The organism is Bradyrhizobium sp. SZCCHNR1002 (genome assembly GCF_032381435.1).
GTDB classification, from domain to species: domain Bacteria; phylum Pseudomonadota; class Alphaproteobacteria; order Rhizobiales; family Xanthobacteraceae; genus Bradyrhizobium; species Bradyrhizobium aeschynomenes.
Window position 1 is genome coordinate 2,439,348 of the sequence record NZ_JAUHIS010000001.1, and the last position, 24,354, is coordinate 2,463,701.

Annotated in this window: 24 protein-coding genes; 8 read left to right on the top strand and 16 right to left on the bottom strand. The window is 65.3% G+C overall.

The genetic code is table 11. The features are described 5' to 3' along the window. Positions 1–68: 68 nt before the first annotated feature. The 3 genes from nifK to nifH form a co-directional block, all read right to left on the bottom strand. The gene (gene nifK / locus QX108_RS10955; protein ID WP_315781814.1) at positions 69–1,628 is read right to left on the bottom strand and encodes a nitrogenase molybdenum-iron protein subunit beta; all 1,560 of its coding nucleotides are present in this window, start codon (positions 1,626–1,628) and stop codon (positions 69–71) included. Between the two features lie 83 nt (positions 1,629–1,711). Next, entirely contained in the window at positions 1,712–3,214 is a 1,503-nt protein-coding gene (gene nifD, locus QX108_RS10960; protein ID WP_315721333.1) for a nitrogenase molybdenum-iron protein alpha chain, read from the bottom strand. A gap of 72 nt (positions 3,215–3,286) precedes the next feature. Next, the gene (gene nifH, locus QX108_RS10965) at positions 3,287–4,174 is read right to left on the bottom strand and encodes a nitrogenase iron protein (RefSeq protein ID WP_006609655.1); all 888 of its coding nucleotides are present in this window, start codon (positions 4,172–4,174) and stop codon (positions 3,287–3,289) included. A gap of 448 nt (positions 4,175–4,622) precedes the next feature. On the opposite strand from nifH, the gene QX108_RS10970 reads away from it, so the two are divergent. Next, entirely contained in the window at positions 4,623–5,039 is a 417-nt protein-coding gene (locus tag QX108_RS10970) for a response regulator (RefSeq protein ID WP_315721334.1), read from the top strand. A 13-nt stretch (positions 5,040–5,052) separates the two neighbouring features. Beyond that, positions 5,053–5,511, top strand: coding sequence for a SufE family protein (locus QX108_RS10975; protein WP_315781816.1), 459 nt, complete (start codon positions 5,053–5,055; stop codon positions 5,509–5,511). Positions 5,512–5,776: 265 nt separating this feature from the next. On the opposite strand, the gene QX108_RS10980 is transcribed toward QX108_RS10975, so the two are convergent. From QX108_RS10980 to QX108_RS11010, 7 genes are all read right to left on the bottom strand, one after another. Next, positions 5,777–7,018 (bottom strand): cysteine desulfurase, encoded by a 1,242-nt coding sequence (locus tag QX108_RS10980; protein WP_315781818.1) that lies wholly within the window; start codon positions 7,016–7,018, stop codon positions 5,777–5,779. Between the two features lie 3 nt (positions 7,019–7,021). After that, positions 7,022–8,347: a Fe-S cluster assembly protein SufD gene (gene sufD / locus QX108_RS10985; protein ID WP_315781820.1), complete on the bottom strand. Its 1,326-nt coding sequence runs from the start codon at positions 8,345–8,347 to the stop codon at positions 7,022–7,024. Positions 8,348–8,364: 17 nt separating this feature from the next. After that, the gene (sufC, locus tag QX108_RS10990; RefSeq protein ID WP_315781822.1) at positions 8,365–9,126 is read right to left on the bottom strand and encodes a Fe-S cluster assembly ATPase SufC; all 762 of its coding nucleotides are present in this window, start codon (positions 9,124–9,126) and stop codon (positions 8,365–8,367) included. Positions 9,127–9,164: 38 nt separating this feature from the next. Next, a complete protein-coding gene (gene sufB, locus QX108_RS10995) occupies positions 9,165–10,682 on the bottom strand; it encodes a Fe-S cluster assembly protein SufB (protein ID WP_315781824.1) in 1,518 nt (505 codons plus the stop codon). A 38-nt stretch (positions 10,683–10,720) separates the two neighbouring features. After that, positions 10,721–10,915 (bottom strand): 4Fe-4S dicluster domain-containing protein, encoded by a 195-nt coding sequence (locus QX108_RS11000; RefSeq protein WP_006609648.1) that lies wholly within the window; start codon positions 10,913–10,915, stop codon positions 10,721–10,723. 488 nt (positions 10,916–11,403) lie between these two features. Next, complete coding sequence (gene nifA / locus QX108_RS11005) at positions 11,404–13,143, bottom strand: nif-specific transcriptional activator NifA (RefSeq protein WP_315721340.1); 1,740 nt, start codon at positions 13,141–13,143, stop codon at positions 11,404–11,406. Positions 13,144–13,578: 435 nt separating this feature from the next. Then, positions 13,579–14,430, bottom strand: coding sequence for an SDR family oxidoreductase (locus QX108_RS11010; protein ID WP_315781827.1), 852 nt, complete (start codon positions 14,428–14,430; stop codon positions 13,579–13,581). A gap of 362 nt (positions 14,431–14,792) precedes the next feature. On the opposite strand from QX108_RS11010, the gene QX108_RS11015 reads away from it, so the two are divergent. Both QX108_RS11015 and QX108_RS11020 read left to right on the top strand, forming a co-directional pair. Continuing rightward, on the top strand, positions 14,793–15,626 hold the full coding sequence (locus tag QX108_RS11015) for a xanthine dehydrogenase (protein ID WP_315781829.1): 834 nt from the start codon (positions 14,793–14,795) through the stop codon (positions 15,624–15,626). A gap of 105 nt (positions 15,627–15,731) precedes the next feature. Next, positions 15,732–15,974: a bacterioferritin-associated ferredoxin gene (locus tag QX108_RS11020; RefSeq protein ID WP_172114181.1), complete on the top strand. Its 243-nt coding sequence runs from the start codon at positions 15,732–15,734 to the stop codon at positions 15,972–15,974. Between the two features lie 160 nt (positions 15,975–16,134). On the opposite strand, the gene QX108_RS11025 is transcribed toward QX108_RS11020, so the two are convergent. Next, positions 16,135–16,995, bottom strand: coding sequence for an SDR family oxidoreductase (locus tag QX108_RS11025; protein WP_172133588.1), 861 nt, complete (start codon positions 16,993–16,995; stop codon positions 16,135–16,137). Between the two features lie 130 nt (positions 16,996–17,125). Between QX108_RS11025 and QX108_RS11030 the strand changes: the two genes are divergently transcribed. Next, positions 17,126–17,296 carry a hypothetical protein gene (locus QX108_RS11030; protein ID WP_172114179.1) on the top strand — a complete coding sequence of 57 codons (171 nt, stop codon included), beginning with the start codon at positions 17,126–17,128 and terminating at the stop codon, positions 17,294–17,296. Positions 17,297–17,680: 384 nt separating this feature from the next. Here QX108_RS11030 and QX108_RS11035 read toward each other — a convergent pair whose 3' ends face one another. The 4 genes from QX108_RS11035 to QX108_RS11050 all read right to left on the bottom strand — a co-directional run bounded on the left by QX108_RS11035 (position 17,681) and on the right by QX108_RS11050 (position 20,050). Continuing rightward, positions 17,681–17,836 carry a hypothetical protein gene (locus QX108_RS11035; protein ID WP_008961662.1) on the bottom strand — a complete coding sequence of 52 codons (156 nt, stop codon included), beginning with the start codon at positions 17,834–17,836 and terminating at the stop codon, positions 17,681–17,683. A 30-nt stretch (positions 17,837–17,866) separates the two neighbouring features. Continuing rightward, positions 17,867–18,055, bottom strand: a complete 189-nt coding sequence (locus QX108_RS11040) for a DUF2934 domain-containing protein (protein WP_315781833.1) — start codon at positions 18,053–18,055, stop codon at positions 17,867–17,869. Between the two features lie 175 nt (positions 18,056–18,230). Continuing rightward, positions 18,231–18,575 carry a hypothetical protein gene (locus tag QX108_RS11045; RefSeq protein WP_315782252.1) on the bottom strand — a complete coding sequence of 115 codons (345 nt, stop codon included), beginning with the start codon at positions 18,573–18,575 and terminating at the stop codon, positions 18,231–18,233. A gap of 125 nt (positions 18,576–18,700) precedes the next feature. After that, a complete protein-coding gene (locus QX108_RS11050) occupies positions 18,701–20,050 on the bottom strand; it encodes a histidine kinase (protein WP_315781834.1) in 1,350 nt (449 codons plus the stop codon). A gap of 153 nt (positions 20,051–20,203) precedes the next feature. On the opposite strand from QX108_RS11050, the gene QX108_RS11055 reads away from it, so the two are divergent. Both QX108_RS11055 and fghA read left to right on the top strand, forming a co-directional pair. Then, positions 20,204–20,824, top strand: a complete 621-nt coding sequence (locus tag QX108_RS11055) for a response regulator transcription factor (protein WP_315781836.1) — start codon at positions 20,204–20,206, stop codon at positions 20,822–20,824. 86 nt (positions 20,825–20,910) lie between these two features. Beyond that, on the top strand, positions 20,911–21,756 hold the full coding sequence (gene fghA, locus QX108_RS11060) for an S-formylglutathione hydrolase (protein ID WP_315721349.1): 846 nt from the start codon (positions 20,911–20,913) through the stop codon (positions 21,754–21,756). A 633-nt stretch (positions 21,757–22,389) separates the two neighbouring features. On the opposite strand, the gene QX108_RS11065 is transcribed toward fghA, so the two are convergent. After that, positions 22,390–22,905, bottom strand: coding sequence for a DUF3280 domain-containing protein (locus QX108_RS11065; RefSeq protein WP_315781838.1), 516 nt, complete (start codon positions 22,903–22,905; stop codon positions 22,390–22,392). 106 nt (positions 22,906–23,011) lie between these two features. On the opposite strand from QX108_RS11065, the gene QX108_RS11070 reads away from it, so the two are divergent. Beyond that, complete coding sequence (locus tag QX108_RS11070; RefSeq protein WP_315781840.1) at positions 23,012–24,220, top strand: ABC transporter substrate-binding protein; 1,209 nt, start codon at positions 23,012–23,014, stop codon at positions 24,218–24,220. The last annotated feature ends 134 nt before the right edge of the window (positions 24,221–24,354 follow it).

The following is a 24,354-nucleotide window of genomic DNA, read 5'->3' on the forward strand; positions in this document are numbered from 1 at the left end:
CCTTCCCCTGAGCCTCATCGTCCCGATCGAAGCGCGGCGGCCCTTGAAGGACCGCCGCGCGCCGTGACTTAGCGGATGATGTCGAAGCTGTAGTCCGACTTGGCCGGCACGTTGGTGTTGCGGTCGATCTCGTCGAAGATCTTGTCGAGGATCGTGACCAGCACGTTCAGGCCGCCTTGATAACCCCACACCGGATAGCGGTGCTTGTGGTGGCGATCGAAGATCGGGAAGCCGATGCGGATCAGCGGCGTGCCGGTGTCGCGCTCCAGATACTTGCCGTAGGTGTTGCCGATCAGGAAGTCGACCGGCTCGGTGAACAGCAGCGACCGCATGTGCCAGAGATCCTTGCCGGGATACACATTGCAGTTCTTGCCGAACGGCGAGCTGTCGAACACCGCCTGCACCTTCTCGGCCCAGTGCTTGTTGCCGTTGGTGGCGAGCACGTGGGTCGGCTCGGCGCCCAGTTCCAGCAGGAACGCAGCGAGGCCGAGGCAGAGATCCGGATCGCCATAGATCGCGAACTTCTTGCCATGGATGTGCGCGCTGGAGTCGGCGATGGCGTCGACCAGGCGGCCGCGCTCCAGCGCGAGCGATTCCGGGATCTCCTTGCCGGTGATCCGGGACAGCGCCATCACGAACGCGTCGGTGCCGGTCACGCCGACCGGATGGTTGAAGGCGACGACTTCCTGGCCGTGGTTGCCGATGAAGGGCAGCGTCTTCTCGGTGCAGTATTCCTGCATCGAGATGGTCGCCTTGGCGTGGATCGCATTGGCCGCATCCTCCAAGGTCGTGCCGCCGTCATACATGCGGAACTCGCCGTCGGTCGGGGTGTCGAACACGTTCGAATTGTCGCCGAGGATGGTGTACTCGATCCCCATCGCCTCGAAGATGTGCTTCACTTCCTTGATGTTGCCGACGGTGTAGCCATCGAAACCGCCGATGAAGTTGATCTTCTCGTTCGGAACGCGCTCCAGCTTCGGCGCGGTGCCGGCCTTGCCGTCCCAGAAGTGCTCGAGAATGCCCTTCATCGCATTGTCGTAGCCGGTGACATGGCTGCCGACGAAGGCGGGCGTATGAGCGAACGGCACATCGAATTCGGCGGGAACCGAGCCCTTCTCCTTGGACGTCTTGATGAAGGCGTTGAGGTCGTCACCGATGACTTCCGCCATGCAGGTGGTGGAGACCGCGATCATCGACGGCTTGTACATGTTGTAGGCGTTGGCGAGGCCGTCGATCATGTTGTTCAGGCCGCCGAACACAGCCGCGTCCTCGGTCATCGACGACGACACGCAGGAGCTCGGCTCCTTGAAGTGGCGCGACAGATGGCTGCGATAATAGGCGACGCAGCCCTGCGAGCCGTGCACGAACGGCAGCGTCTTCTCGAAGCCGACCGCGACGAACACCGCGCCGAGCGGCTGGCAGGCCTTGGCCGGGTTGACGGTCAGCGCCTCGCGGGCAAAATTCTTCTCGCGGTATTCGGGCGTCTTGGCCCATTCTCTGATACGCTCGACTTCCGCGGGATCGCGCGGATTTTCGAACATCTTCTTCTTGTTGGCCAGCATCTGCTGGTATTCGGGACCACGGAAAAGCTCGAAGTGATCGAGCACATGTTCGGCAGACTGCGTCATGGGATAACCCTCTCTATTTTCCTGTGTCGATCAGGGAGCGCTGGCTCTCCGCCGAAGGAGAGCCAGGCCGTGGGTGGTGGTGATTACTCGGCTGCCTGAAGCAACGGCTTGGGCGCCTGCTTCCAGGGAGCCTTTGCCATCTTCCAGACCGGCGAGTTGATGGCCATGTCCATGTCGCGGGCGAAGATCGCGAACCCGTCATAGCCATGGTAGGGACCCGAGTAGTCCCACGAGTGCATCTGGCGGAACGGCACGCCCATCTTCTGGAACACGTACTTTTCCTTGATGCCCGAGCCGACCAGGTCCGGCTGGACCTTCTCGACGAACTTCTCGAACTCGTAGCCGGTGACGTCGTCATAGATCAGCGTGCCGTCCTTGACGTAGTGCTGGGCGGTGCGCTGATAGTCGTCATTGTGACCGAACTCGTAACCGGTGCCGACGACCTCCATGCCGAGGTCCTCATAGGCGCCGATCACGTGGCGCGGACGCAGGCCGCCGACGAACAGCATCACGGTCTTGCCTTCGAGGCGCGGCCGATACTTGGCGATCACGGCATCCATCAGGGGCTGGTACTTGGCGATGACGCGCTCGGCACCTTCCTTGATCTTGTCGTCGAAATAGCTGGCGATCTTGCGCAGCGACTCGGCGATCTTGCTCGGCCCGAAGAAGTTGTACTCGCACCACGGAATATTGTACTTCTCTTCCATGTGACGCGAGATGTAGTTCATCGAGCGGTAGCAGTGCAGCACGTTCAGCTTCGCCTTCGGCGTCGCCTCGAGCTCCGCTAGCGAACCGTCGCCCGACCACTGGGCGATCACGCGCAGGCCCATCTCCTCGAGCAGGATGCGCGAGGACCAGGCGTCGCCGCCGATGTTGTAGTCGCCGATGATCGCGACGTCGTAATCCGACGGCTCGAAGCGCGGCGCGGCATCGGCCGGCAGCTTGTCGAACACCCAATCCCGGATCGCGTCGTTTGCGATGTGGTGACCGAGCGACTGGGAAACGCCGCGGAACCCTTCGCAGCGGACGGGGACGATGGTCTTGCCGTCATACTCCTTGGACTTGACCTTGGAGACCGCCTCGATGTCGTCGCCGATCAGGCCGATCGGGCATTCCGACTGCACGGTGATGCCGTTGTTGAGCGGGAACAGCTCCTGGATTTCGTCCATGATCTTGGCGAGCTTCTTGTCGCCGCCGAAGACGATGTCCTTTTCCTGGAAATCGGAGGTGAACTGCATCGTCACGAAGGTGTCGATGCCGGTCGTGCCGATATAGTAGTTGCGGCGTGCCGCCCAGGAATACTGGCCGCAGCCGACCGGGCCGTGGCTGATGTGGATCATGTCCTTGATCGGGCCCCACACCACGCCCTTCGAGCCGGCGTAGGCGCAGCCACGGATGGTCATGACGCCGGGGATCGACTTGATGTTCGACTTGACGCCGCAGTCCGACTTGCCGTTCTCATGCACGTTGAGATGCTTGGCGCGGCGCTTGGCGGTCTTCTCCGGATAGACCTTCAGAACCTCGGCGATCAGTTCCTTGTTGCGCGCCTTGATCTCGGCGACGCTTTGTTTCTCGGTAACGCTCATCTGGCTTTCCTCGATGATCGGTTGCGGGGGTCACCCGGCCCTTCCGATGAAGGACCGGGCGACCGGTGGCGGTTATGCCGTGGCGGCGAGCTCGGCGGCGGTCTTGCCGATCTGGCTCTCGTCGACCGCCTTCATGATGCCGTGCTCCATCAGCATGTCCTCGAGCTCGTCCATCGTGATCGGAGTCGGGATGATGCCCTTGCCGGCATTGCCGTGGATCTTGGTCGCCAGGTTGCGGTAGTGGTTGGCCTGGACCGACTCCGGCGCATATTCCAGCACGGTCATGCGGCGGAGCTCGGCGTGCTGCACGATGTTGTCGCGCGGCACGAAGTAGATCAGCTGCGTGCCGAGCTTCTTGGCGAGAGCCTCAGCCAGCTCCAGCTCCTTGTCGGTCTGGCGCTCGTTGCAGACCAGGCCGCCCAGGCGCACGCCGCCGGAGTTCGCATACTTCAGAATGCCCTTGGAGATGTTGTTGGCGGCATACATCGCCATCATCTCGCCGGACATCACGATGTAGATCTCCTGCGCCTTGTTCTCGCGGATCGGCATCGCGAAGCCGCCGCAGACCACGTCGCCGAGCACGTCGTAGGACACGTAGTCGATGTCCTCATAGGCGCCGTTCTCTTCCAGGAAGTTGATCGAGGTGATGACGCCGCGGCCAGCGCAGCCGACGCCCGGCTCCGGACCGCCGGACTCGACGCAGCGGATGTCGCGATAGCCGACCTTCATGACCTCTTCGATCTCGAGGTCCTCGACGCTGCCGGCGGCAGCGGCCAGGCTCAGGATGGTGTCCTGCGCCTTGGCGTGCAGGATCAGGCGGGTGGAATCCGCCTTGGGGTCGCAGCCGACGATCAGGATCCGGTGACCCATCTCGGCCAGCGCGGCCAGCGTGTTCTGCGACGTCGTCGACTTGCCGATGCCGCCCTTGCCGTAAAATGCGATTTGTCGAAGTGATGACATTCTGCTCTCCATCAACCGATTGCCAATGTCCCGCATGCGCCTTGCATGACCAGGACCGCGTCCTCTCTCCAGAACCGGCAGACGGGTTATTGGGAAGGAGAGCATCGCTCGTCCGAAGCGTCGGCGTGCACTCAGCCCTCAACCTTTGCCTGAACAGAGTTTTGCAACGGCTGTGCCAGAGCTTTGGAATCGTTAAAAAGGCCATGTTTTGAAAGAGATGCGGCCAAGCTCGGCACTAGGATGTACTTGTTGCAAACCCGACATCGGGGCTTTTCACCCGACGCTCCCACGACGTGCTGTCCGAAACGACACATGTCGCCGCAGGCTCCACGCAGCGCGCCGGCAAACATCCTGCGACAGCGATGCGTGAGGCCTGCTCAGGGCGCGGTACGGAGTTTGCTTGATGTAGATCAAACCCGCCTCCGAACGGGCCAGAAGGAGTATTCCGATGTCGAGCAGGACGTGCGTCTTTGTCATTGAAGCCGATCAGGTGATCCGCTCGGCGCTCGGCTATATCCTCAGCGAGCGTCACGAGACCTTCACCTTTGCAGAGACCGCGGATGCACTCACCAAGGCGAACCGCGCCACGCCCGATGCCGTGCTGGTCGGGAGCAGCATCCTCGAGGACGACGGTGCCGAGACCGTCGGCATGCTCGCCCGCAAGCTGCATCAGGCCGGCATCATCGTCGTGGCGGGGTCGACCAAGTCGCCGCTGGCGCTGGCGGGCCTGCGCCAGGGAGCCGAGGCGATCATTGCCAAGCCGATCACCTTCGACGGTGTGACGCATGCGGTGGATTCGGTGCTGGCCCGACGCGGAACGGAGCCAGCGGCAACGCGGCCGGTGGTGGTGGAAATCAGCAGATGACCAGGAGAGAATCATGTTGAAGATGACCCAGGCCCCGACGCCGGGAACACCGGACATCGAGGACATCGTCGAGAACTTCACCCTGCTCGACGACTGGGACGACCGCTACCGCTACGTCATCGAGCTCGGCCGCGGCCTGACGCCCCTGCCCGACGCCGACCGCAACGACGGCAACAAGGTCCCGGGCTGCACGAGCCAGGTCTGGGTCGCGACATCGGTGCGGCATGGCAGTGCTGCGCCAGTCCTCGACTTCGTCGGCGACAGCGATGCCCACATCGTGCGCGGCCTGGTTGCGATCCTGCTCGCGATGGTGTCCGGCCGCACCGCGCCGGAGATCCTCGCCGCCGATCCGATCGCCCTGTTCGAGAAGCTCGGCCTGCGCGAGCACCTGACGCCGCAACGATCGAACGGCTTCCGCTCGATGGTGAGCCGGATCAAGACGGATGCGCAGGCGGCGATGGCTGCGGCGTAGGTTTTGATTGGCTGGTTTGCTGGTTTGATCGAGCCCTTATAGCGCGCCATACTCGGTGCACCCCCTCCCCTTGTGGAAGAGGGTGGCGGCCGAAGGCCGCCCGGTGAGGGGTTCTCTTCGCGTACTCAGACGGTCGTGACTCGCGGAGACAACCCCTCACCCGAGTGTGTCCGGAGCTGATCGCGGTGTAGCCCTCTCCCACAACGGGAGAGGGCGCAGTCATGGGCACCGCTTCTTCGCAACAATGGCGGCCGAAAGATCCGCCTTACGAGAAAAACTCCTGCGCCTTCCTCAGCGCGCGCACGAGCACGTCGACCTCTTCTCGCGTGTTGTACATCGCGAACGACGCCCGGCAGGTCGCCGTGACGCCGAACCTCTCCAGCAACGGCATCGCGCAATGGGTGCCGGCGCGCACCGCGACGCCGGCGCGGTCGATGACGGTGGCAAAGTCGTGGGCGTGGGCACCCTGCATCTCGAACGAGACGATGGCGCCCTTGTCGGCGGCGTTGCCGATGATGCGCAGCGAGTTGATCTCGCGCAGCTGCTCGGTGGCATAGGCGACGAGGTCATGCTCGTGCGCGGCGATCCGCTGCTTGCCGATCGAGGCGACGTAGTCGATGGCGGCGCCGAGACCGGCGGCTTCGACGATCGGCGGCGTGCCGGCCTCGAAGCGGTGCGGCGGGTCGCCATAGGTGACGAAGTCCCGCGACACCTCGCGGATCATCTCGCCGCCGCCGTTGAACGGCGGCATCGATGCCAAGAGCTCGCGCTTGCCATAGAGCGCGCCGATCCCGGTCGGGCCGTAGATCTTGTGCCCGGTGATACAGTAGAAGTCGGCGTCGAGATCGCGGACGTCGACCTCCATGTGCACGGCGGCCTGCGAGCCGTCGATCAGCACCGGAATGCCGCGGTCATGCGCGATGCGGATGACCTCCTTCACCGGCACGACAGTGCCGAGCACGTTCGACATCTGCGTCATCGCCACCATCTTGGTGCGCGGGCTCAGCAGCTTCTCGAACTCGTCGAGCAGGAAGTTGCCGTCGTCATCGACCGGAGCCCATTTGATGACGGCGCCCTGGCGCTCCCTGAGGAAATGCCAGGGGATGATGTTGGCATGGTGCTCCATGATCGAGAGCACGATCTCGTCGCCCGGTCCGATGCGCTCGCGGCCGAAGGTCTGGGCAACGAGGTTCACCGCCTCGGTCGCACCCCGCGTAAAGATGATCTGCTCGGGGCTCTCGGCATTGAGGAAGGTCGCCACCTTGGCCCGGGCGCCCTCATAGGCTTCGGTGGCGGCGTTCGCGAGATAATGCAGCCCGCGATGCACGTTGGCGTATTCGGACGTGTAGACCTGGTTCATCCGGTCGAGCACAGACTGCGGCTTCTGCGCTGACGCAGCGTTGTCGAGATAGACCAGCGGCTTGCCGTGCACCTGCATGCCGAGGATGGGGAAATCCGCCCGGATGCGGCCGACGTCGTAGCCGCTTCCGCTCACCGCTGCATGCATCATCTACTCCCGTCGCCCGAGCCAGCCCAGCATCGCCTCCGTCAGCGCCGCCCGCACGTTTTCATTGGCTGCGCCCTCGATGATCTCGCCGATGAAGGCCTGAATCAGCAGCGCTTTCGCTTCCGCCGGCGGAATGCCGCGGGCCATCAGATAGAACAGCAGCTCGTCGTCGATCGCCCCGGTCGTGGTGCCGTGGCCGCACTGGACGTCGTCGGCGAAGATTTCGAGCTCCGGCTTGCTGTCGGCCTCGGCCTCGTCGGACAGCAGCAGCGCCCGCGACATCATCTTGGCGTCGGTCTTCTGCGCACCGGGGGCGACCGTGATCTTGCCCTGGAACACCGCGCGGGCGGTGTCGCCGACGACAGCCTTGAAGGTCTCGCGGCTCTGGCCGTTCTCGGCGGCATGCTCGATCGCAAGCGTGGTGTCGGCATGCTGCGTGCCCGACAGCAGCGCGCCGCCGCGGATGTCGGCGACGGTGCCCTCGCCCGCCAGGCGGACGAACAGCTGGTTGCGGATCAGGCTGCCGCCGGCGACGAAGCCGAGCTGATTGAAGGTCGCGCGCGCCCCGATGTTGGCGAGCAGCGAGCCGATGTGCAGCGCGCCGTTGCCCTCACCGACCACCTTGATGTGGTCGATCCGCGCCTCGTCACCAACGACGAGCTGCATTGCCGTGTTGACCTGATACTCGCTGCCATCGGGCCCCAGATGCGACTCGACGATCGTCGCGCTGGCGCCGGCGCCGATGTTCACCAGCGAGCGGGTGAACATCGAGGTCGCGACCCAGTTGGTCGTGACGAAGGCGACATGGATCGGCCGGCTCAATGCGGTCCCCGGGGCGACCAGGATGACGACGCCATTGGCCGCCAGCGCGGTGTTGAGCGCCAGCGCCGGATCGTCGTCCGGCACGACGGGACCGAGACGCTGCGACAGCAGCGGCTTGTCGGCGGCGAGCGCATCGGACATCGGCTGGATGGTGAGGCCCGGCTCGAGATCGGCGAGATCCGACAACTCCGGCACGAAGGCGCCGTCGACGACCATCAGCTTGCGGAAGCCGGCGCCGGCAAACAAGTCGCGCGCCTCGCGCGCCTTCGCCTTGGCGGCGTCGTCCGGCAGCGAGGCGAGCCGCTTCGCCTCCTTCATCTGGGTGCGCAGATCGGTGTAGCGCCACGCCTCGACGCGACGGTGCGGCAGGCCGACCGCATTGAAGCGATCGAAGGCGGCGGCGCGCACCGCCGTGATCTCCTCGCCCCCGGGCAGATAGCGGCGGGCGCCCTGGTACAGGTCGGCCAGTCCGAGCTCGGCCTTGGTCTTGCGGATCGCGACGCCCATATCCTTGCTCCCCTGCCTTACGCGGCTTCGCTCTGGTACTGGGCGTAGCCGGTCGCCTCGAGCTCGCGCGCGAGATCCGCGCCGCCGGTGCGGACGATGCGGCCCGCCGCGAAGACGTGGACGATGTCCGGGACGATGTAATCGAGCAGCCGCTGATAGTGGGTGATCACGATCATGCCGCGCTCCGCCGAGCGCAGCGCGTTGACGCCGTTCGCGACCACCTTCAGCGCGTCGATGTCGAGGCCCGAATCGGTCTCGTCGAGCACGCAAAGCGAGGGCTGCAGCAGCGCCATCTGCAGGGTCTCGTTGCGCTTCTTCTCGCCGCCGGAGAAGCCGACATTGAGCGGCCGCTTGAGCATGTCGGCGTCGATGTTCAGGGTCTTGGCGATCTCGCGCACGCGCTTGATCAGGTCGGGCGACGACAGCTCCTCCTCGCCGCGCGCCTTGCGCTGGGCGTTGAAGGCAGCACGCAAGAACGTCAGAGTCGCGACGCCCGGGATCTCCAGCGGATATTGGAACGCGAGGAACACGCCCTTGGCGGCGCGCTCGTCGGCCGACATCGCCAGCAGGTCCTCGCCGTTGAGATAGACCTCACCGGCGGTGATCTCATAGCCGGGCTTGCCGGCGAGCACATAGGAGAGCGTCGACTTGCCGGCGCCGTTCGGGCCCATGATGGCGTGGATCTCGCCCTTGTTCACGGTCAGGTCCAGGCCCTGGATGATCTTGCGACCACCGGAGATCTCGGCATGAAGCCCCTTGATTTCGAGCAAGGCCGTCATCGAACACTCCTCATCTGTTGTCGCCGCGCGCGACGTCCTTATCCGACTGAACCTTCGAGGCTGATCGAGATCAGCTTCTGCGCCTCGACCGCGAACTCCATCGGCAGCTGCTGCAGCACGTCCTTGACGAAGCCGTTGACGACCAGGCCGACCGCCTCCTCCTGGCTGAGGCCGCGCTGGATGCAGTAGAACAGCACGTCCTCGGAGATCTTCGAGGTCGTGGCCTCGTGCTCGAACACCGCCGAGGAATTCTTGGCCTCGATGTAGGGCACGGTGTGCGCGCCGCATTTGTCGCCGATCAGCAGCGAGTCGCAGGCGGTGAAGTTGCGCGCGCCGGAGGCCTTGCGGTGGGCGCTGACGAGGCCGCGATAGGTGTTCTGCGATTTGCCGGCTGCGATGCCCTTGGAGATGATGCGGCTCGACGTGTTCTTGCCGAGATGGATCATCTTGGTGCCAGAGTCGACCTGCTGGAAGCCGTTGGAGATCGCGATCGAGTAGAACTCGCCGCTGGAGTTATCGCCGCGCAGGATGCAGCTCGGATATTTCCAGGTGATCGCCGATCCCGTCTCGACCTGGGTCCAGGAGATCTTCGAATTCGCGCCGCGGCAGTCACCGCGCTTGGTGACGAAATTGTAGATGCCGCCGACGCCCTCGGAATTGCCGGGGTACCAGTTCTGCACCGTCGAATACTTGATCTCGGCATCATCCAGCGCGACCAGCTCGACGACGGCCGCATGAAGCTGGTTCTCGTCGCGCTGCGGCGCCGTGCAGCCTTCGAGATAGGAGACGTAGGCGCCCTTGTCGGCGATGATCAGGGTGCGCTCGAACTGGCCGGTGTTGCGCTCGTTGATGCGGAAATAGGTCGACAGCTCCATCGGGCAACGGACGCCCGGCGGGATGTAGACGAACGAGCCGTCGGAGAACACAGCCGAATTGAGCGTGGCAAAATAGTTGTCGGTGGTCGGCACCACCGTGCCGAGATATTTCTGCACCAGGTCCGGATGCTCGCGCAGCGCCTCGGAGATCGGCATGAAGATCACGCCGGCCTTCTTCAGCTCCTCCTTGAAGGTCGTGGCCACCGATACCGAATCGAACACGGCATCGACCGCGATCTTGGTGCGCGGCGCGGCCGCCTCGCCGTCCTCGGTCTCCACGGCGGCGGCGGGGCGCTCGACGCCTTCGAGGATCTCGACCTCACGCAGGGGAATGCCGAGCTTCTCATAGGTCTTGAGAATTTCGGGGTCGATCTCGTCGAGCGAGGAGACCTTCTTCTTCGGCTTCGGCGCCGAATAGTAATAGAGATCCTGATAGTCGATCTTTGGATATCCGACGCGGGCCCAGGTCGGCTCGGCCATGGTCAGCCAGCGGCGATACGCCTCCAGCCGCCATTCCAGCATCCAGGCCGGCTCATTCTTCTTCGCCGAGATGAAGCGGATGGTGTCTTCCGACAGCCCTTTCGGAGCCTTCTCGGATTCGATCTGCGTCTCGAACCCGTAACGATATTGATCGACGTCAATGCCCTTGACCCGATCAATGGTCTCCTGAACCGCTGCCATCTCTCACTCCGCTTCCAAGGCTCAACAAGGCGCCCACGTCAGGCGGGCACGCAGGTGTCCGGCACCGGACAGACGGCAGCGCATTGCGGCGCGTCGAAGTGGCCTTCGCACTCCGTGCACTTCTTCGGATCGATGATGTACATGTCGTTCTTCAGCCGGATGGCCGCATTCGGACATTCGAACTCACAGGCTCCGCAGACCGTGCATTGTGAGGCGATGATCTTGTAGGTCATGTGCCGCTCCCCGCGCTCTCAGCGACATCGGACGATGTCATTCGGGCATGATCTTTCAAGCGCCGTGCCAGAGCTCATTTGGTTGATTTCTAAGGAGGATTCTAAATGTCGCTCGACGCAGCAGCTGTCGTTCTCCCGACAGCATGTCGCAGATGCGACAGGGCGGCAGCAGCTGTGGTCGAACGAGCTACTCGTGGCCTGGCGGCAAGTTGCGCTGTCCTCCGCCACGCGGTTGAAGCGGGCGCGCGTCTCTCCTCCGTCATTCCGGGGCGTGCGCAGCACGAGCCCGGAATCCATCGGGCGGCAGAGCAGGTGGAAAAATGGATTCCGGGCTCGTCGCGCTTCGCGCGCCGCCCCGGAATGACGGCGAGATTGGAAATCCCCCGCAGGGTCCAGCGCGGATCATCAAAGCAGAAAGGGCGCGCATCCGCGCGCCCTTTTCTCAGTTCCAGGCCTCAGTTCCAAGCCTCAGTGCCGAGTCAATCCACTCAGAACCGCTTGACCTCGATGTTGTGCTTCTTCAGCGCGTAGCCGATCTGGCGTGGCGTCAGACCGAGCAGGCGCGCGGCCTTGGCCTGGACCCAGCCGGAGCGCTCCATCGCCTGGACGATGCGGTCGCGCTCGGGCACGGCACCGCCGTCCATGGCCTCGGAGTACTCACCGTCGTCGGCCTCAGCCGCAGGCAGGTCGGCCGGCGGTTCGATCGGCGCGGAGGTGCGCGGCAGGATCGGCAGCGGCACCATCGGCTGGCCGCGTGGCGGCGGCGGGGTCACCGTGTTGCCCTTCCACAGGATCGCCGACATGCACTCGTTGCGGCTGCAGGCGAAATCGTCCATCCCGATCGCCGAGCCCGACGCCATGGTGGCGGTCCGCTGCACGCAGTTCTCCAGCTCGCGCACATTGCCGGGGAAGCCGCAATGCATCAGCACCTCGATGGCGCTGACGTCGAAGGTGAGATCGCGCTCGTTCTCGCAATTGAAGCGGCGCAGGAACTCGCGCGCCAGCTGCGGGATGTCGCTGCGGCGCTCGCGCAGCGGCGGCAGCTTGATCGGCACGACGCTGATCCGGTAGTAGAGGTCGGCGCGGAACTCGTTGCGCGACACCGCCTCTTCCAGGTTGCGGTTGGTCGCGGTGACGATGCGCACGTCGACCTTGATGGTCTGGTTGCCACCGACGCGCTCGAACTCCTGCTCCTGCAGCACCCGCAACAGCTTGGCCTGGAACGCCGGCGAGATCTCGCCGATCTCGTCCAGAAACAGGGTGCCCTTGTCGGCGAGCTCGAAGCGGCCCTTGCGCGAATTGATCGCACCGGTGAAGGCGCCCTTCTCGTGCCCGAACAGCTCCGATTCCAGCACCGTCTCCGGCAACGCCGCGCAGTTGATCTTGATGAAGGGGCGCTTGGCGCGGTTCGACAATTCATGAATCGCCTTGGCCACCAGCTCCTTGCCGGTGCCGGATTCGCCGCGCAGCAGCACCGGCGCGTTCGACTTGGCGACGACGTTGATCTTCTCGAGCAGCGCGCGCAGCGCCGGGCTGTCGCCGACGATGCCGTCGACCAGCACCTTCTTGCCCTTAGCTGGCGCCGGCTTCAGCTCGAGCAGCTCCTTCTGCAGCCGGTGGCTCTCCGCCATCAGCCGCTCGCGATCGCGTGCGACGACCCGATGCAGCTTGATGGTCTGGCCAATCAGGTTGGCAACCATCGTCAGGAAACGAACGTCGGAGTCGAGCCGGAACACGGCGCGGCCATCCCAGACACGATCGATCGTCAAGGTGCCGACGACGCGCTGGTCGATGCGAATGGGAACGCCGAGAAACGACACGCGGGTGTCGGCTCCGGCCCCGAGCGTAGCCGCGTCGGCGGCGCTGAAGGCGGGATGATCGGCGACGTTCTCCGCGATCAGCGGCACCGCCGTCGCGACGATCTGGTCGATCGCCTTCTGCGGCAGCCGCTCGCGATAGCGCTGGTCGCTGCCCTCGCTCCACCCGGCCCCGACGGCGAGATCCGGGATGCCGTCGTCGGCGAGCAGCGACACCACGCCGTGGCGCATCTGCATGAAGGATTGCAGCAGGTTGACGACGTTGGCGAGGGTGATTTCCAGCCGCGTCGGCGCGGCCAGGATTTTCGAAATCTCGAAAATTCCCGTCAGGGCAATCTCGCTCAGCGGGATCGGGGCGGCGTTGGACCTGACGTCCTGAGCTTCGACCTGACGTGTTTCCGTTTGGACCATGGTCGCTTCTCTGATCGTCACGGACGCTTCATTGCGACCGCCCGTGATTGTAGGTGTTCTAACATCCTCCCCTAACTGCAGATGATTGTCGTGCCTAACTTTGCTGCATTGCCGCAGAAGTAGTGTGCAACGAATGGAGCAAAAAAGCCGCAGCCTTTCATGATGTTAACAAATTAGTTTACACCCCGCATGGCGAGTGCGTTGCATGAGCCGGCGAGGCGGAAAACCGCCCGCGTCACGAATTCGCGTTGTCTTCCCGACGCCTGATATTTGCCGACCTAGACGCCGCGCGCGATCGGCTTGAATCGAGCGGACCTGAACACCAACTTTCCACGCCCGCCGTGGCACTCGCGGCCCCCGGCTGCCAGCCCGCGGCCTGTTTTCTTCACATCTCTCTTCACATCACCGTGTCGTCCGCACCATGCGGCGATCAACCTACAGGTGCTGACCTCCATTGATCTGGATCTCCTCGCCGGTCACGTAGCTGGCAGCATCCGAGCACAGGAAGAACAGCACCTTCGCCACCTCCTCCGGCGCGCCGATCCGGCGCATCGGAATCAGCGGCGAGAACCGCGCCTCCGTCTCGGGCGACACCATCTCGGTCTTGATCTCGCCCGGCGCGATGGCGTTGACGCGAATGCCGTGCGGCGCGAAGTCGTGCGCCATCTCGCGGGTCAGGCAGGCGAGCGCCGCCTTGGAGGTCGCATAGGCTGTGCCCGCAAACGGATGGACGCGCGTGCCGACGATCGACGTCACGTTGACCACCGCCCCCTGCCCGCGCTTCAGCTCCTCGAACAGGCCGCGGGCCAGCAGGATCGGACCGAGGAAGTTGACATGGAAGACGGTCATCCAGGTCTCGACCGAGGTCGACAGCGAGTCGAGCCGGCCGCCATCCTCGGCCTTCGGCGAGATTGCGGCATTGTTGATGAGCGCGTGCAGCGGCGCGCCGTCGAGCCTTTCCTTGATGTCGGCGATGGCGCGCGGGATCGCCTTGCGATCGCTGAGGTCGAACTGGACATGATTGTCCGGCCCGGCATCCCAGGGACAGCGGACGCCGTCGAACGGCTGGCGCGAGCAGGTGATGATGCGCCAGCCGGCATCGGAGAACAGCCGGGCCGTCGCGTGACCAATGCCGCGCGAGCCGCCGGTCAGCACCAGCGTCTTCTGCTCGCTGCGCCGAGAACGTTCAACGGCCGCGACGTCCCGATGGAACGGACATGACGCAGCGCTTGCCGCGGCGTCATCCGCGGCCGACTCGCGAACATCCTGGTCGAGATCGAGGCTCACCTCATGCTGTCCTGATCATCACGCCGCGATGCCATCCGGCTGCCGACCAACCGGGCGGGGCGCGGCAGCCGCGGATCGGTCCGCGGTATTGCCATGCTGCGGTTGTGCAGATTCCGGGCCAGCGAAAACCGCGCGCAAAGCCGCTCATTCCTGTCGCGTTCGCGACAGATTGGCGGCTTCAGGACAGTGCCAGCGTCGGCTTTCCCCCGTGCCTCGGGCAAGCCTCTCAATCCGCAGCCTTTTTCAAGATGGAGGGTGATGGTCCAACTCTTGCTCAACGGACTGCACGGTCGAAATGGAAGCGGGCTTTCCAGTCTGACCAATGGACAGCCACGAGACGCCAACACCGTATGGACCGGGACATGGGGACGAATGCAGTGCGCTTCGCCGTGGTCCTTGGCACGAATGAAATTGCTTCGGCGATCGGCGTCCATCTTCACCGCGAAGGCTACTGCGTGGTGCTGTCGCATGACCCGAACCCGCCCGTGCTCCGGCGCAAGATGGCGTTCCACGACGCGCTGTTCGGCGACGCCGCCCGCGTCGAGAATGTGATCGGCGCGCGCGTCGAGAGCACGATGGACGTGTTCAAGGCGCTGGCCGGCCCGCAGCACGTCCTGGTCACCTGGCTCGGCCTGCTCGATCTGCTGCCGGTGCGCGGCATCGACGTGCTGATCGATGCGCGGATGCAGACGCGGGAGGTGACGCCGAATCTGCGCGGCATGACGCGCTTCTCGATCGGCATCGGCCCGGGCTTCTCACCGTCGGTCAATTGCGACGTCGCGATCGAGACCCGGCCGGATCGGCTCGCGCAGATCGTGCGCGACGGCTGGACGCTGGCCAAGGACGACGCCTGCCAGCTCGGCGGCATCGGCGCCGAGCGGCTGGTGCGCTCACCTCACGAGGGCCGCTGGCACACGCCGGTCGAGATCGGCACCCGGATCTACAAGGGCTTCGTCATCGGCCATCTCTCCGGCATCGCGATCACCGCGCCCTATGATGGCATCCTACGCGGCATCGTCCGCGACGGCAGCGATGTGACGGCTGGCGTTGCGCTGGCCGAGATCGATCCGCGCGGCCGGCACGCGCAATGGACCGGCATCGACACCCAGGGACAGGCGCTGGCGCAGGCCGCCATCGCCGCGATCCGCAAACACACGGCCGGTGGTGTCCGTGCAAGCGCCGCCAGCCCGCGCTGATACCGCCGCTTTGAACGATTCTGACTAGCCCGCCCGGACGGCCTCGGCCTTCGCAACCGGCTTGGCATCGCCGTTGCTTATCGTTGGCAGGAGCGAGCAACAGCCATGATCATTTGTTCCTGCAACGTCATCAGCGACACCGCCATTCGTGACGTCGTCACGACGGCCGACACCATCTTCGGCTCGCCGGCGCAAGTGTATGATTGCCTGGGCTGCTCGGTCCAATGCGGCCTCTGCTCGCGCTCGGTGAAACGGATTCTCGACGAACGGCAGGGCGAAACCGCCACCGCGAGGGTCTGGCCGGTGCACGCCGAGCCCGCGCCGTGCGAGCTGATGTCGGTGGCGTGAGGCGACAACAACGCGCGCGTGTCGCATCGCGCGCTGTCGGATGTCGGACAATCCGACACCAATTGCCGGAGCAGCGCTGGTTTCGGTCCTCCCCGGTGAGGAGGCCGCAGCGCCGTCTGAACCAAGATGCCGGTCGCGGCCGAACCGCACCGTCGACGCCTCAGATGAACGGCTTGCCGCCGGTGACCGCGACCGTCGTTCCCGACGTGTAGCTCGACAGCGGGTCCGCCAGCATCACATAGGCCGTCGCGAGCTCCGCCGGCTGGCCGGCCCGCTTCATCGGGACCTGCTGGCCGAAGCTCGTCACCTTCTCCTCCGGCATGGTCGAGGGGATCAGCGGCGTCCAGATCGGCCCGGGCGCCACGGCATTGGCGCGGATGCCCTTCTCGGCGAGCATCTGGGCAAGGCCGCCGGTGAAATTCTGGATCGCGCCTTTTGTGGTGGCGTAGGCGAGCAGGCTCGGATTGGGCATGTCGGAATTGACGGAGGCGGTGTTGACGATGGCGCTGCCCGGCTTCATGTGCGGCACCGCCGCTTTCGTGAGATAGAACATGGCGTGAATGTTGGTGCGGAACGTCATCTCCCATTCGTCGTCCGAGATGTCGCCGATGTCGCTGAAGGTGGCCTGGTGCGCGGCGTTGTTGACGAGGATGTCGATGCCGCCGAGCTCGTCGACGGCGCGCTGGATGATCGCCTTGCAGTGCGATGCGTCCTGGATGTCGCCCGGCATCAGCACCGCCTTGCGTCCTTCCTTTTCGATCAGCTGCTGCACCTCCCGAGCGTCCTCATGCTCCGCGAGATAGGCGATCAGCACGTCGGCCCCCTCGCGTGCATAGGCGATCGCGACCGCGCGGCCGATGCCGCTGTCGCCGCCGGTGATCACAGCCTTCTTGCCGGCCAGCCTGCCGGAGCCCCTGTAACTGGTCTCACCGTGGTCGGGCCTCGGCCGCATCGCCGCCGTCGTGCCTGGCATGGCTTGCTGCTGCGGCGGGAACGGCGGCGCGGGGTGGTGGTCGGACATGACTGTTCTCCTGACGGTTGCTGCAGCTTCAATCGCAGGATCGGACGGCTGTTCCTGCAACGCGGCCCGCGGGGGAACGTCAGCACCAGCCCGCGCATTGCCTCGACCGAACAGTCGGAAGGATCAGGCAATGGCAAACGACCTCCCCATCAACGGACGCGAGCCCGACCGCTCCGAAGACGACATCCAGCGCAATCAGCTCGGCCCGCGCGGCGTGCCCGGCGCGAAGGACCCGGCGAAGATGACGCCGCAACGTGAGAAGAAGACGCCGGATGATGTCGATCCCGGACATACGGCGTGAGGGTGTTGACGCGAGGCGAGTGAAGCGATCGAGGTCTACCACTCTCGCCACCCGTGCCGCTGCCCCTCACCCCGACCCTCTCCCCGTGAAGAACGGGGAGAGGGAGCGCAGCGCCGATCAGGCGACGACGAGAACTCACAATGGGCACGCCATGCATTTCGACGCTGACCCGTGGTCGGGGGCAGTCTTGGGCACGCGGCGAACATCCGCCGATTGATAGTCAGCCTTTGTTTTGGCAGATGCAGCGCGAGCTCTCGCCGCACGCGCAGTGCGCCCCCTCTCCCCGTTCTTACGGGGAGAGGGTTGGGGTGAGGGGCAGCCACACACGGGAAGTCGCAATGAAGGCCCCCGCCCTCCTCTCGCCGCCCAACCCCGAACCTCACCTCAATGCGTCTTGCTCTCGCCCCACTTCTCCAAGTCCTTCGCCGCCTCGGAGCGTTGCTCCTTCTCCGGCTTCTCCGCCCAGGGCTTGTCGGTCTGCTTCATCGAGCCCCAGTCGCTCTCCTGTCGCGGATCGTCCTTCGGTGTTTCCTTGCTCATCTGGTCTTCCTTCGGTTGGTGGCGTGGCGTTCAGGTCGGCAGCATCGTTGGCGGAGGAGCGGTCGCTTCGTCGTGCAACTGCTCCATGTTGCGGACGTCGCGTTCGGCCTGATACCAGAACTCATCCTCACGGCCCTCCGGCCGCCCGGACTGCTCCCACAGCGCATGCGCGCGCTCCCGGATGCGCTGCTGCAGATGTGCATCGTCGGTCTGTTCCATGGTGATCCTCGCCAGGCTGGAGCCCCCTGCCGCGATGAGCGGGAAGCCGCGCAGGTCTCATCGACTGCATGACCTGGTAGCAATCAGGCAGCGGAGACGAAGTTCCAGCGCGGGTGCGCGCGGGACCATGCGCCGCAGCCGCATTGCGCGTCACGAAGGCCTCGATCGGTCGCGCTCAGCTCAGATTACCCGGCAGGAAGCAGCGGATCGAGGTGCCGAGCGAGCCCTTGATCGGCCACACCATCGTGCGGCCGGCGCGATTGGGCTCGGTGATCACGGCATCGTCCGGCACGACGATCCATTGGCCGTCGAGCCGCACCCGATAGTGCGTGCCTTCCAGATCCCAATCCGGATCGGAGACAGCGAAGCCGTCGGCGTCCGAGCAGCACGGGCCGCGTCCGCTCCTGAGGCTGTCGAACCAGCCCTTGAGTGGCGAGTTGGCATAGCGGCCGTCGTCACGTGCGACGGCGTTGTGGAACGGCAGCGCAGCCAGCAAGGCTGCGCTGCTCAGCACAGGCAGAGTTCTGGCAGAGTTCTGGACATCTGATCACCGCAAGCTACCGGCGCGTGCTCCGGACTGCGGCTCACGCCCGTCGCAAGTAGCTCGTTGAACGCGCCGTCCGATCGTCGGTTCCTAGGCCCGGCTCACGCCGCATCCGCGGGCACCATGGCCTCGATCGTGACACCCGTGCCGCTCGAGGCGACCGTCAACGTGCCGCCGAGCGCCAGCAGCCGTTCGCGCATGCCGGTCAGCCCGAATCCGAGCTTGTGCTCGGGCTTGAGCCCGTGTCCGTCATCACGCACGCACACCCGCGTGTAGTTGCGGCGGTGCCCGGCCATGGTCTGCTGCAGCGGCTCGATGGTGACGTCGACCGCAGTCGCCTCGGCATGGCGGAACACGTTGGTCAGCGCCTCCTGCACGACGCGATAGATCGTCAGCTCCGAGGTCTCGTTGCTGCGCACGAGATCATCGGCGAACGTCGTCGCGATCGCCACCTCCGGCCGCGACTCCCGCCACAGCCGCACCAAGGCGCCGAGCGCCTCGCGCAGGCCAAGCTCGGCGAGACCGACGGGGCGCAGCCGCTCCAGGATGCGGCGGTTGAACTGCTGCACGGCATTGACCTGGTCGAGGATGGCCTGGCCGTGCCGGCGCATCGCGGCGACATCGATCGTCTTCGCCTCCGGCAGCCGCATCAGGGCGCTGGCATGCGCGCGCAGCGCGAACAGATGCGGCCCGAACTCGTCGTGCAGCTCGCGCGCGATCTCCTTGCGCTCGATGTCCTGCAGCGAGACGGTGCGCTCCGCCAGACGGCGCTTCTCCTCTACGGCCTCGCCGAGCGCGCCGGCGAGATGATTGAGCTTGGCGCAGAGCGCGGCAAGCTCGGGCGCGCCGCCCGGCTTGACCCGGGCGTCATAGGCGCCGGCCTCGATCCGGCTCATCGCCTCGGACAAATCTGCCAGCGGCGCCAGCGCGCGGCCGACGACGAGCATGGTGATCCCGAAAATCGCCATCGCAATCGCCGAGCCGACGACGAGCTGGGTGACGATGCCGTCCCAGATCTCGGCGATCTCGTCGTCGGGATGCGACGTGATCACCAGCGTATCGGGCTTGCCCGCCACGACCACGGGCATGCTGACCGACGTCTTGTCCGGATGCACGAGCGCGATGAACCACCCCGGCGCGGCCCGGTCCCCGGCGCTGGACGACCGCTCGCGCTGAGCCGGCAGGGCCTGCCTGACGACGCTGACATGCCGCAGCTGCCCGAGATCGCTGACGATGCGGTTCAGGCGGGACTCCGGGTCCGGCGCGTCATTGACCTCGTCCATGATGGTCTCGACGAAGGCACGCGCGAGGCGGATCACGCTCTGATCCTCGGCCAGCACGCGCGGCGCCGCCTCGAGCACCAGCCGGCCGATGTTGACGGCGAGACCCAGCGTCAGCACCAGCGCGAGCAGCACGTTGATGCGCCTGCGCAACGACCAATTCTGCCACATTATCTCCGCCTCAAAGCCACCGTGTTTCACGCGCACTTACATTGACAGACAAATCCGCCAGCGATCTAATTGCAACATGATGCAACATCGCGCTGCTCGCATCCATGATGCATTGCAATAATGACGCGAGATGGAAGTCCGGGACCCCAAGGCATGCGCGTTCTGATCGTCGATGACCATCCCATTGTGGCATCCGGCTGCCGGGCCCTGCTCTCGACCGACCCGGAGCTGGAGCTGATCGAGGCGGCGGATGCCGAGAGCGGTGAAGCGAGCTTCATCGCGCGCCGGCCGGACGTCTGCGTCGTCGACATCAACCTGCCGACCGTGTCCGGTTTCGAGCTGGCGCGCCGCATCCTCGGCCGCGATGCCAATGCCCGGCTGATCATGTTCAGCATGAACGACGACCCGGTGTTCGCAGCGCGCGCCATCGACATCGGCGCCAAGGGCTATGTGTCGAAGAGCGGCGATCCGAACGATCTCGCCGAGGCGATCCGCGAGGTCGCGCGCGGCGGCAGCTACCTGCCGCCGGCGATCGCCCGCAGCATCGCCTTCGCCGGCTCCGCGGTGGCGCAGAGCCCGCTGGCGAAACTGACGTCGCGCGAGCTGGAGATCCTCCGGCTGCTCAGCGCCGGCAAGAGCCTGTCCGAGATTGCCTGGCTGATCCACTCGTCCTACAAGACCGTCGCCAACACCTCCTCGATCATCCGCCAGAAGCTCGGCGTGCGAACGTCCGGCGAGCTGGTGCGTCTGGCGATCGAGAACGGCGTGGCCTGATTGGCGTTGACTGAACGACGCAGCGTAGAGCACGTTGGCGACACGTTCGCCGACCGCCCAGACATCATTGCCGCACAGGTGATCCCATGACGCTCACGACCGTCTCGCAGAACAAGTCCCATGGCGGCGTCCAGGGCGTCTATCGCCACGCCAGCCAGGAGACCAAGACCGAGATGACGTTCTCGGTGTTCGTGCCGCCGCATGCCGACGGCGCCAAGCTGCCGGTCGTCTGGTATCTGTCGGGCCTCACCTGCACCCACGCCAATGTCACCGAGAAGGGCGAGTTCCGCGCCGCCTGCGCCGAGCTCGGCCTCGTCTTCGTCGCGCCCGACACCTCGCCGCGCGGCGACGGCGTGCCCGGCGATCCCAACAATGCCTATGATTTCGGCCTCGGCGCCGGCTTCTATGTCGATGCGACCGAGGCACCATTCGCAAAGAACTACCGGATGTGGAGCTATGTCACCGAGGAGCTGCCGAGCGTAGTGGCGGCGAACTTCCCGGTCGACCCGCGCCGGCAGTCGGTGATGGGCCATTCGATGGGCGGCCATGGCGCGCTCACGGTGGCGCTGCGCAACCCGGACCGCTATCGCGCGGCCAGCGCGTTCTCGCCGATCGTGGCGCCGTCGCAGGTGCCGTGGGGCGAGAAGGCATTGGGCGGCTATCTCGGTTCCGACAAGGCGGCCTGGCGCAAGCACGATGCGGTGGCGCTGATCGAGGACGGCGCCCGGGTCTCCGACCTGCTGGTCGATGTCGGAACCGCCGACCAGTTCCTGACGCAACAGCTGCGGCCGGAGCTGCTCAAGGCCGCCTGCGAGAAGGCCAACATCCCGCTGCTGCTGCGCAAGCAGGACGGCTACGACCACAGCTACTACTTCATCTCCACCTACATGGCCGATCATCTGCGCTGGCACGCCGCGCGTCTGGGACGCTGACGTCAGCCGCAGCCTGATTTGCCCGGCGGGCGCGATGACGCCCATGCGGCGGCGATGTCGCCGTCGCCACGGTCCGGTCATAGCGTGCGCGCGCGGACCGATTTCCGCTGACGGCGCAAGGCCATCACCCCTGTCCAGTCCCGGCGCGAAAAAGAATCTCGTTTCTCTTTTCCAGAACTTGTGATTGAGTAGCCCCATCCCGCCTCGTCGAGAGGGCGTATCGCGGTCGTCACGAACGTGGAGGTGGGGTGCGGTGGACGCCGGCGGCGCGCAGCATGCTCGTGAGAGTGTGCCGACGAACGCGTCACGGCGTACGGCCAAGTCGCGTGGTCCTGGCATCCCGATGCCGATGCCCCCGCGGCGGCGCGCGAGAAGCGTGTCGTTGCGCACGGTGACCAGAAAGCCCGGCGCACCGGGGAGAACGCGAAGCAACCGTGAAAACCATCGCGCAGGGAGGGCCGGGATGTCCCAGCCGAACCTGTGGTACCTGCCGCCTGCATTTTCTTCTGCAGGCGGGCCATGGGGGCGGCAGGCTCCCGGCCTTCCCTGCGCCTCTTGTGTTTTCCGAGAGGCCATCGACACGCAAAGCTCGGGCGTCAGCGGCCGCGAGAGTGCACTATCATGTCTCGACAACTACTGCGCCTGCGGAGCGCCGTAGTTCGGCGCCAGCAGGCGGTTGCGGATCAGCCAGGCCATGGTGCGGGTCCAGGACTCGTCGGTGTTGCCGCGCATGTCCGCGGTCATCGCCGCGACCGGCTTTCCGGTGTGGGCGTCGCGCAGATAGATGTTCATGTTGAGGATGAGATTGGAGACTTTCTGCACGGTCCCGGTGATGGCGAGATCGGCGCCGATGTCGCCAGCCAGCTTGACGTCGCAGCCGCCGCAGGCCTGCAGATTGCTGTGGTGCGCCGCATCGTTGACAGGCGCGATGTCGAGCACGCGAAATCTGCCGGACTCCTGCAGCGCCGACCGCAGCTGCTCGGCGGCGTGCATCAGCCGGGCCTGTTCGTCCTTGCGCGGGCCCTGCACCTCGCCTTGCAGGCTGGTGTCGATCAGCTCGAAATCGAACACCGCCACCTTGGGCGGCTCGGCGCGTGCAGATGTCGTCAACGTCAGGATGAGGAACGCGAGGAGAACAGCAGCTTTCAAGGTCGTGATCCGAAATGACGCCGCAGCGGCCAAAAGTGGGGTTGAAAGCTAGGCCAATTCGTTCATCTTGCAAGATGAAACCTCGCCGAAAAACGACGAGGGAACAATGGGAGGACATGTGGTCCTTGGAGTTCTGGCCCGATCCCTGATCGGCGCGGTCGGCCTCGTGGCCGCCGCAACAGCAGGCCGCGCCGCGGAGCCGATCGACATTGCGATCGGCTATCTCGGCCGTGCGGGCGTGCCGCAGACCTTGTCGCCGCTCGACCAGCCGGCGGCCGATGACGGCGTGGCCGGCGCGAAGCTCGCGATCGAGGACAACAACACCACCGGCAAATTCCTCAACCAGCGCTTCACGCTGATCGACCGCAAGGTCAAGGACGATGAGGACGCAGCCCAGGCCGCCAACGAGCTCGCCGCAAAGACGGGCTTCATCCTGGCGGATCTGCCGGCGGATGCGTTGCTGAAGGTCGCCGACAGCCTGCGCGGCCGTGGCATCACGCTGCTCAACGTCGGCGCCACCGACGACCGGCTGCGCGAGCAGGACTGCCGCGCCAATGTCATCCACGTCGCCCCAACGCGCTCGATGCTCGCCGACGGCCTCGCGCAATATCTGGTGTGGAAGCAGTGGAAGCGCTGGCTGCTCGTCACCGGCTCGCATGACAAGGACAAGCTGTTCGCCGATGCGCTGCGCCGCGCCGCGACGCGCTTCGGTGCCAAGATCGTGGAGGAGCGCACCTTCGAGGACACCGGCGGGGCGCGCCGCACCGACTCCGGCGTGACCTTGATCCAGCGGCAGATGCCGGTGTTCACGCAAAAGGCGCCGGCCTACGATGTGCTGGTCGCGGCCGACGAGAGCGAGGTGTTCGCCAACTATCTGCCCTATCGCACCTGGGATGCGCGTCCCGTCGCGGGCTCCGCAGGCCTGCGGCCGACGAGCTGGGACCCGGCACAGGACCAATGGGGCGCCACGCAGTTGCAGAACCGCTTCATGAAGCTGGCCTCACGCCGGATGGACGCTTTGGACATGCAGGCCTGGATGGCCGTGCGCATGGTCGGCGAAGCCGCCTCCCGCACCAACTCCGGCGACGCCAAGGCGATGAGCGACTATCTCAAGGGCCCGAACTTCACCATCGCCGCCTTCAAGGGCACGCGGCTCTCCTTGCGCGACTGGAACCTGCAACTCCGCCAGCCGATCCTGCTCGCCGACGGCCGCATGATCGTCTCGGTCTCCCCGCAGGAGGGTTTCCTGCACCAGGTCTCCGAGCTCGACACGCTCGGTGTCGACCGCCCCGAAACCAAGTGCAAGCTGCAATGATGTCGGATTGGATGATGTTGATGGAGATGGTTGGTCCGACAGATCAGGCCAAAGCGGTAGCAGCTCCGTGGCCTCATGGTTCTCGAGGCGATGCGAACGCAGCGCCTGAACGCGCCTACGGCGCTCCTCACCGT

Bases quoted from the DNA above. Each gene is read 5' to 3' on its own strand.
- nifK (WP_315781814.1), bottom strand. From the start codon at position 1,628: ATGACGCAGTCTGCCGAACATGTGCTCGATCACTTCGAGCTTTTCCGT.
- nifD (WP_315721333.1), bottom strand. From the start codon at position 3,214: ATGAGCGTTACCGAGAAACAAAGCGTCGCCGAGATCAAGGCGCGCAAC.
- nifH (WP_006609655.1), bottom strand. From the start codon at position 4,174: ATGTCATCACTTCGACAAATCGCATTTTACGGCAAGGGCGGCATCGGC.
- QX108_RS10970 (WP_315721334.1), top strand. From the start codon at position 4,623: ATGTCGAGCAGGACGTGCGTCTTTGTCATTGAAGCCGATCAGGTGATC.
- QX108_RS10975 (WP_315781816.1), top strand. From the start codon at position 5,053: ATGTTGAAGATGACCCAGGCCCCGACGCCGGGAACACCGGACATCGAG.
- QX108_RS10980 (WP_315781818.1), bottom strand. From the start codon at position 7,018: ATGCATGCAGCGGTGAGCGGAAGCGGCTACGACGTCGGCCGCATCCGG.
- sufD (WP_315781820.1), bottom strand. From the start codon at position 8,347: ATGGGCGTCGCGATCCGCAAGACCAAGGCCGAGCTCGGACTGGCCGAC.
- sufC (WP_315781822.1), bottom strand. From the start codon at position 9,126: ATGACGGCCTTGCTCGAAATCAAGGGGCTTCATGCCGAGATCTCCGGT.
- sufB (WP_315781824.1), bottom strand. From the start codon at position 10,682: ATGGCAGCGGTTCAGGAGACCATTGATCGGGTCAAGGGCATTGACGTC.
- QX108_RS11000 (WP_006609648.1), bottom strand. From the start codon at position 10,915: ATGACCTACAAGATCATCGCCTCACAATGCACGGTCTGCGGAGCCTGT.
- nifA (WP_315721340.1), bottom strand. From the start codon at position 13,143: ATGGTCCAAACGGAAACACGTCAGGTCGAAGCTCAGGACGTCAGGTCC.
- QX108_RS11015 (WP_315781829.1), top strand. From the start codon at position 14,793: ATGGGGACGAATGCAGTGCGCTTCGCCGTGGTCCTTGGCACGAATGAA.
- QX108_RS11020 (WP_172114181.1), top strand. From the start codon at position 15,732: ATGATCATTTGTTCCTGCAACGTCATCAGCGACACCGCCATTCGTGAC.
- QX108_RS11025 (WP_172133588.1), bottom strand. From the start codon at position 16,995: ATGTCCGACCACCACCCCGCGCCGCCGTTCCCGCCGCAGCAGCAAGCC.
- QX108_RS11030 (WP_172114179.1), top strand. From the start codon at position 17,126: ATGGCAAACGACCTCCCCATCAACGGACGCGAGCCCGACCGCTCCGAA.
- QX108_RS11035 (WP_008961662.1), bottom strand. From the start codon at position 17,836: ATGAGCAAGGAAACACCGAAGGACGATCCGCGACAGGAGAGCGACTGG.
- QX108_RS11040 (WP_315781833.1), bottom strand. From the start codon at position 18,055: ATGGAACAGACCGACGATGCACATCTGCAGCAGCGCATCCGGGAGCGC.
- QX108_RS11050 (WP_315781834.1), bottom strand. From the start codon at position 20,050: ATGTGGCAGAATTGGTCGTTGCGCAGGCGCATCAACGTGCTGCTCGCG.
- QX108_RS11055 (WP_315781836.1), top strand. From the start codon at position 20,204: ATGCGCGTTCTGATCGTCGATGACCATCCCATTGTGGCATCCGGCTGC.
- fghA (WP_315721349.1), top strand. From the start codon at position 20,911: ATGACGCTCACGACCGTCTCGCAGAACAAGTCCCATGGCGGCGTCCAG.
- QX108_RS11070 (WP_315781840.1), top strand. From the start codon at position 23,012: ATGGGAGGACATGTGGTCCTTGGAGTTCTGGCCCGATCCCTGATCGGC.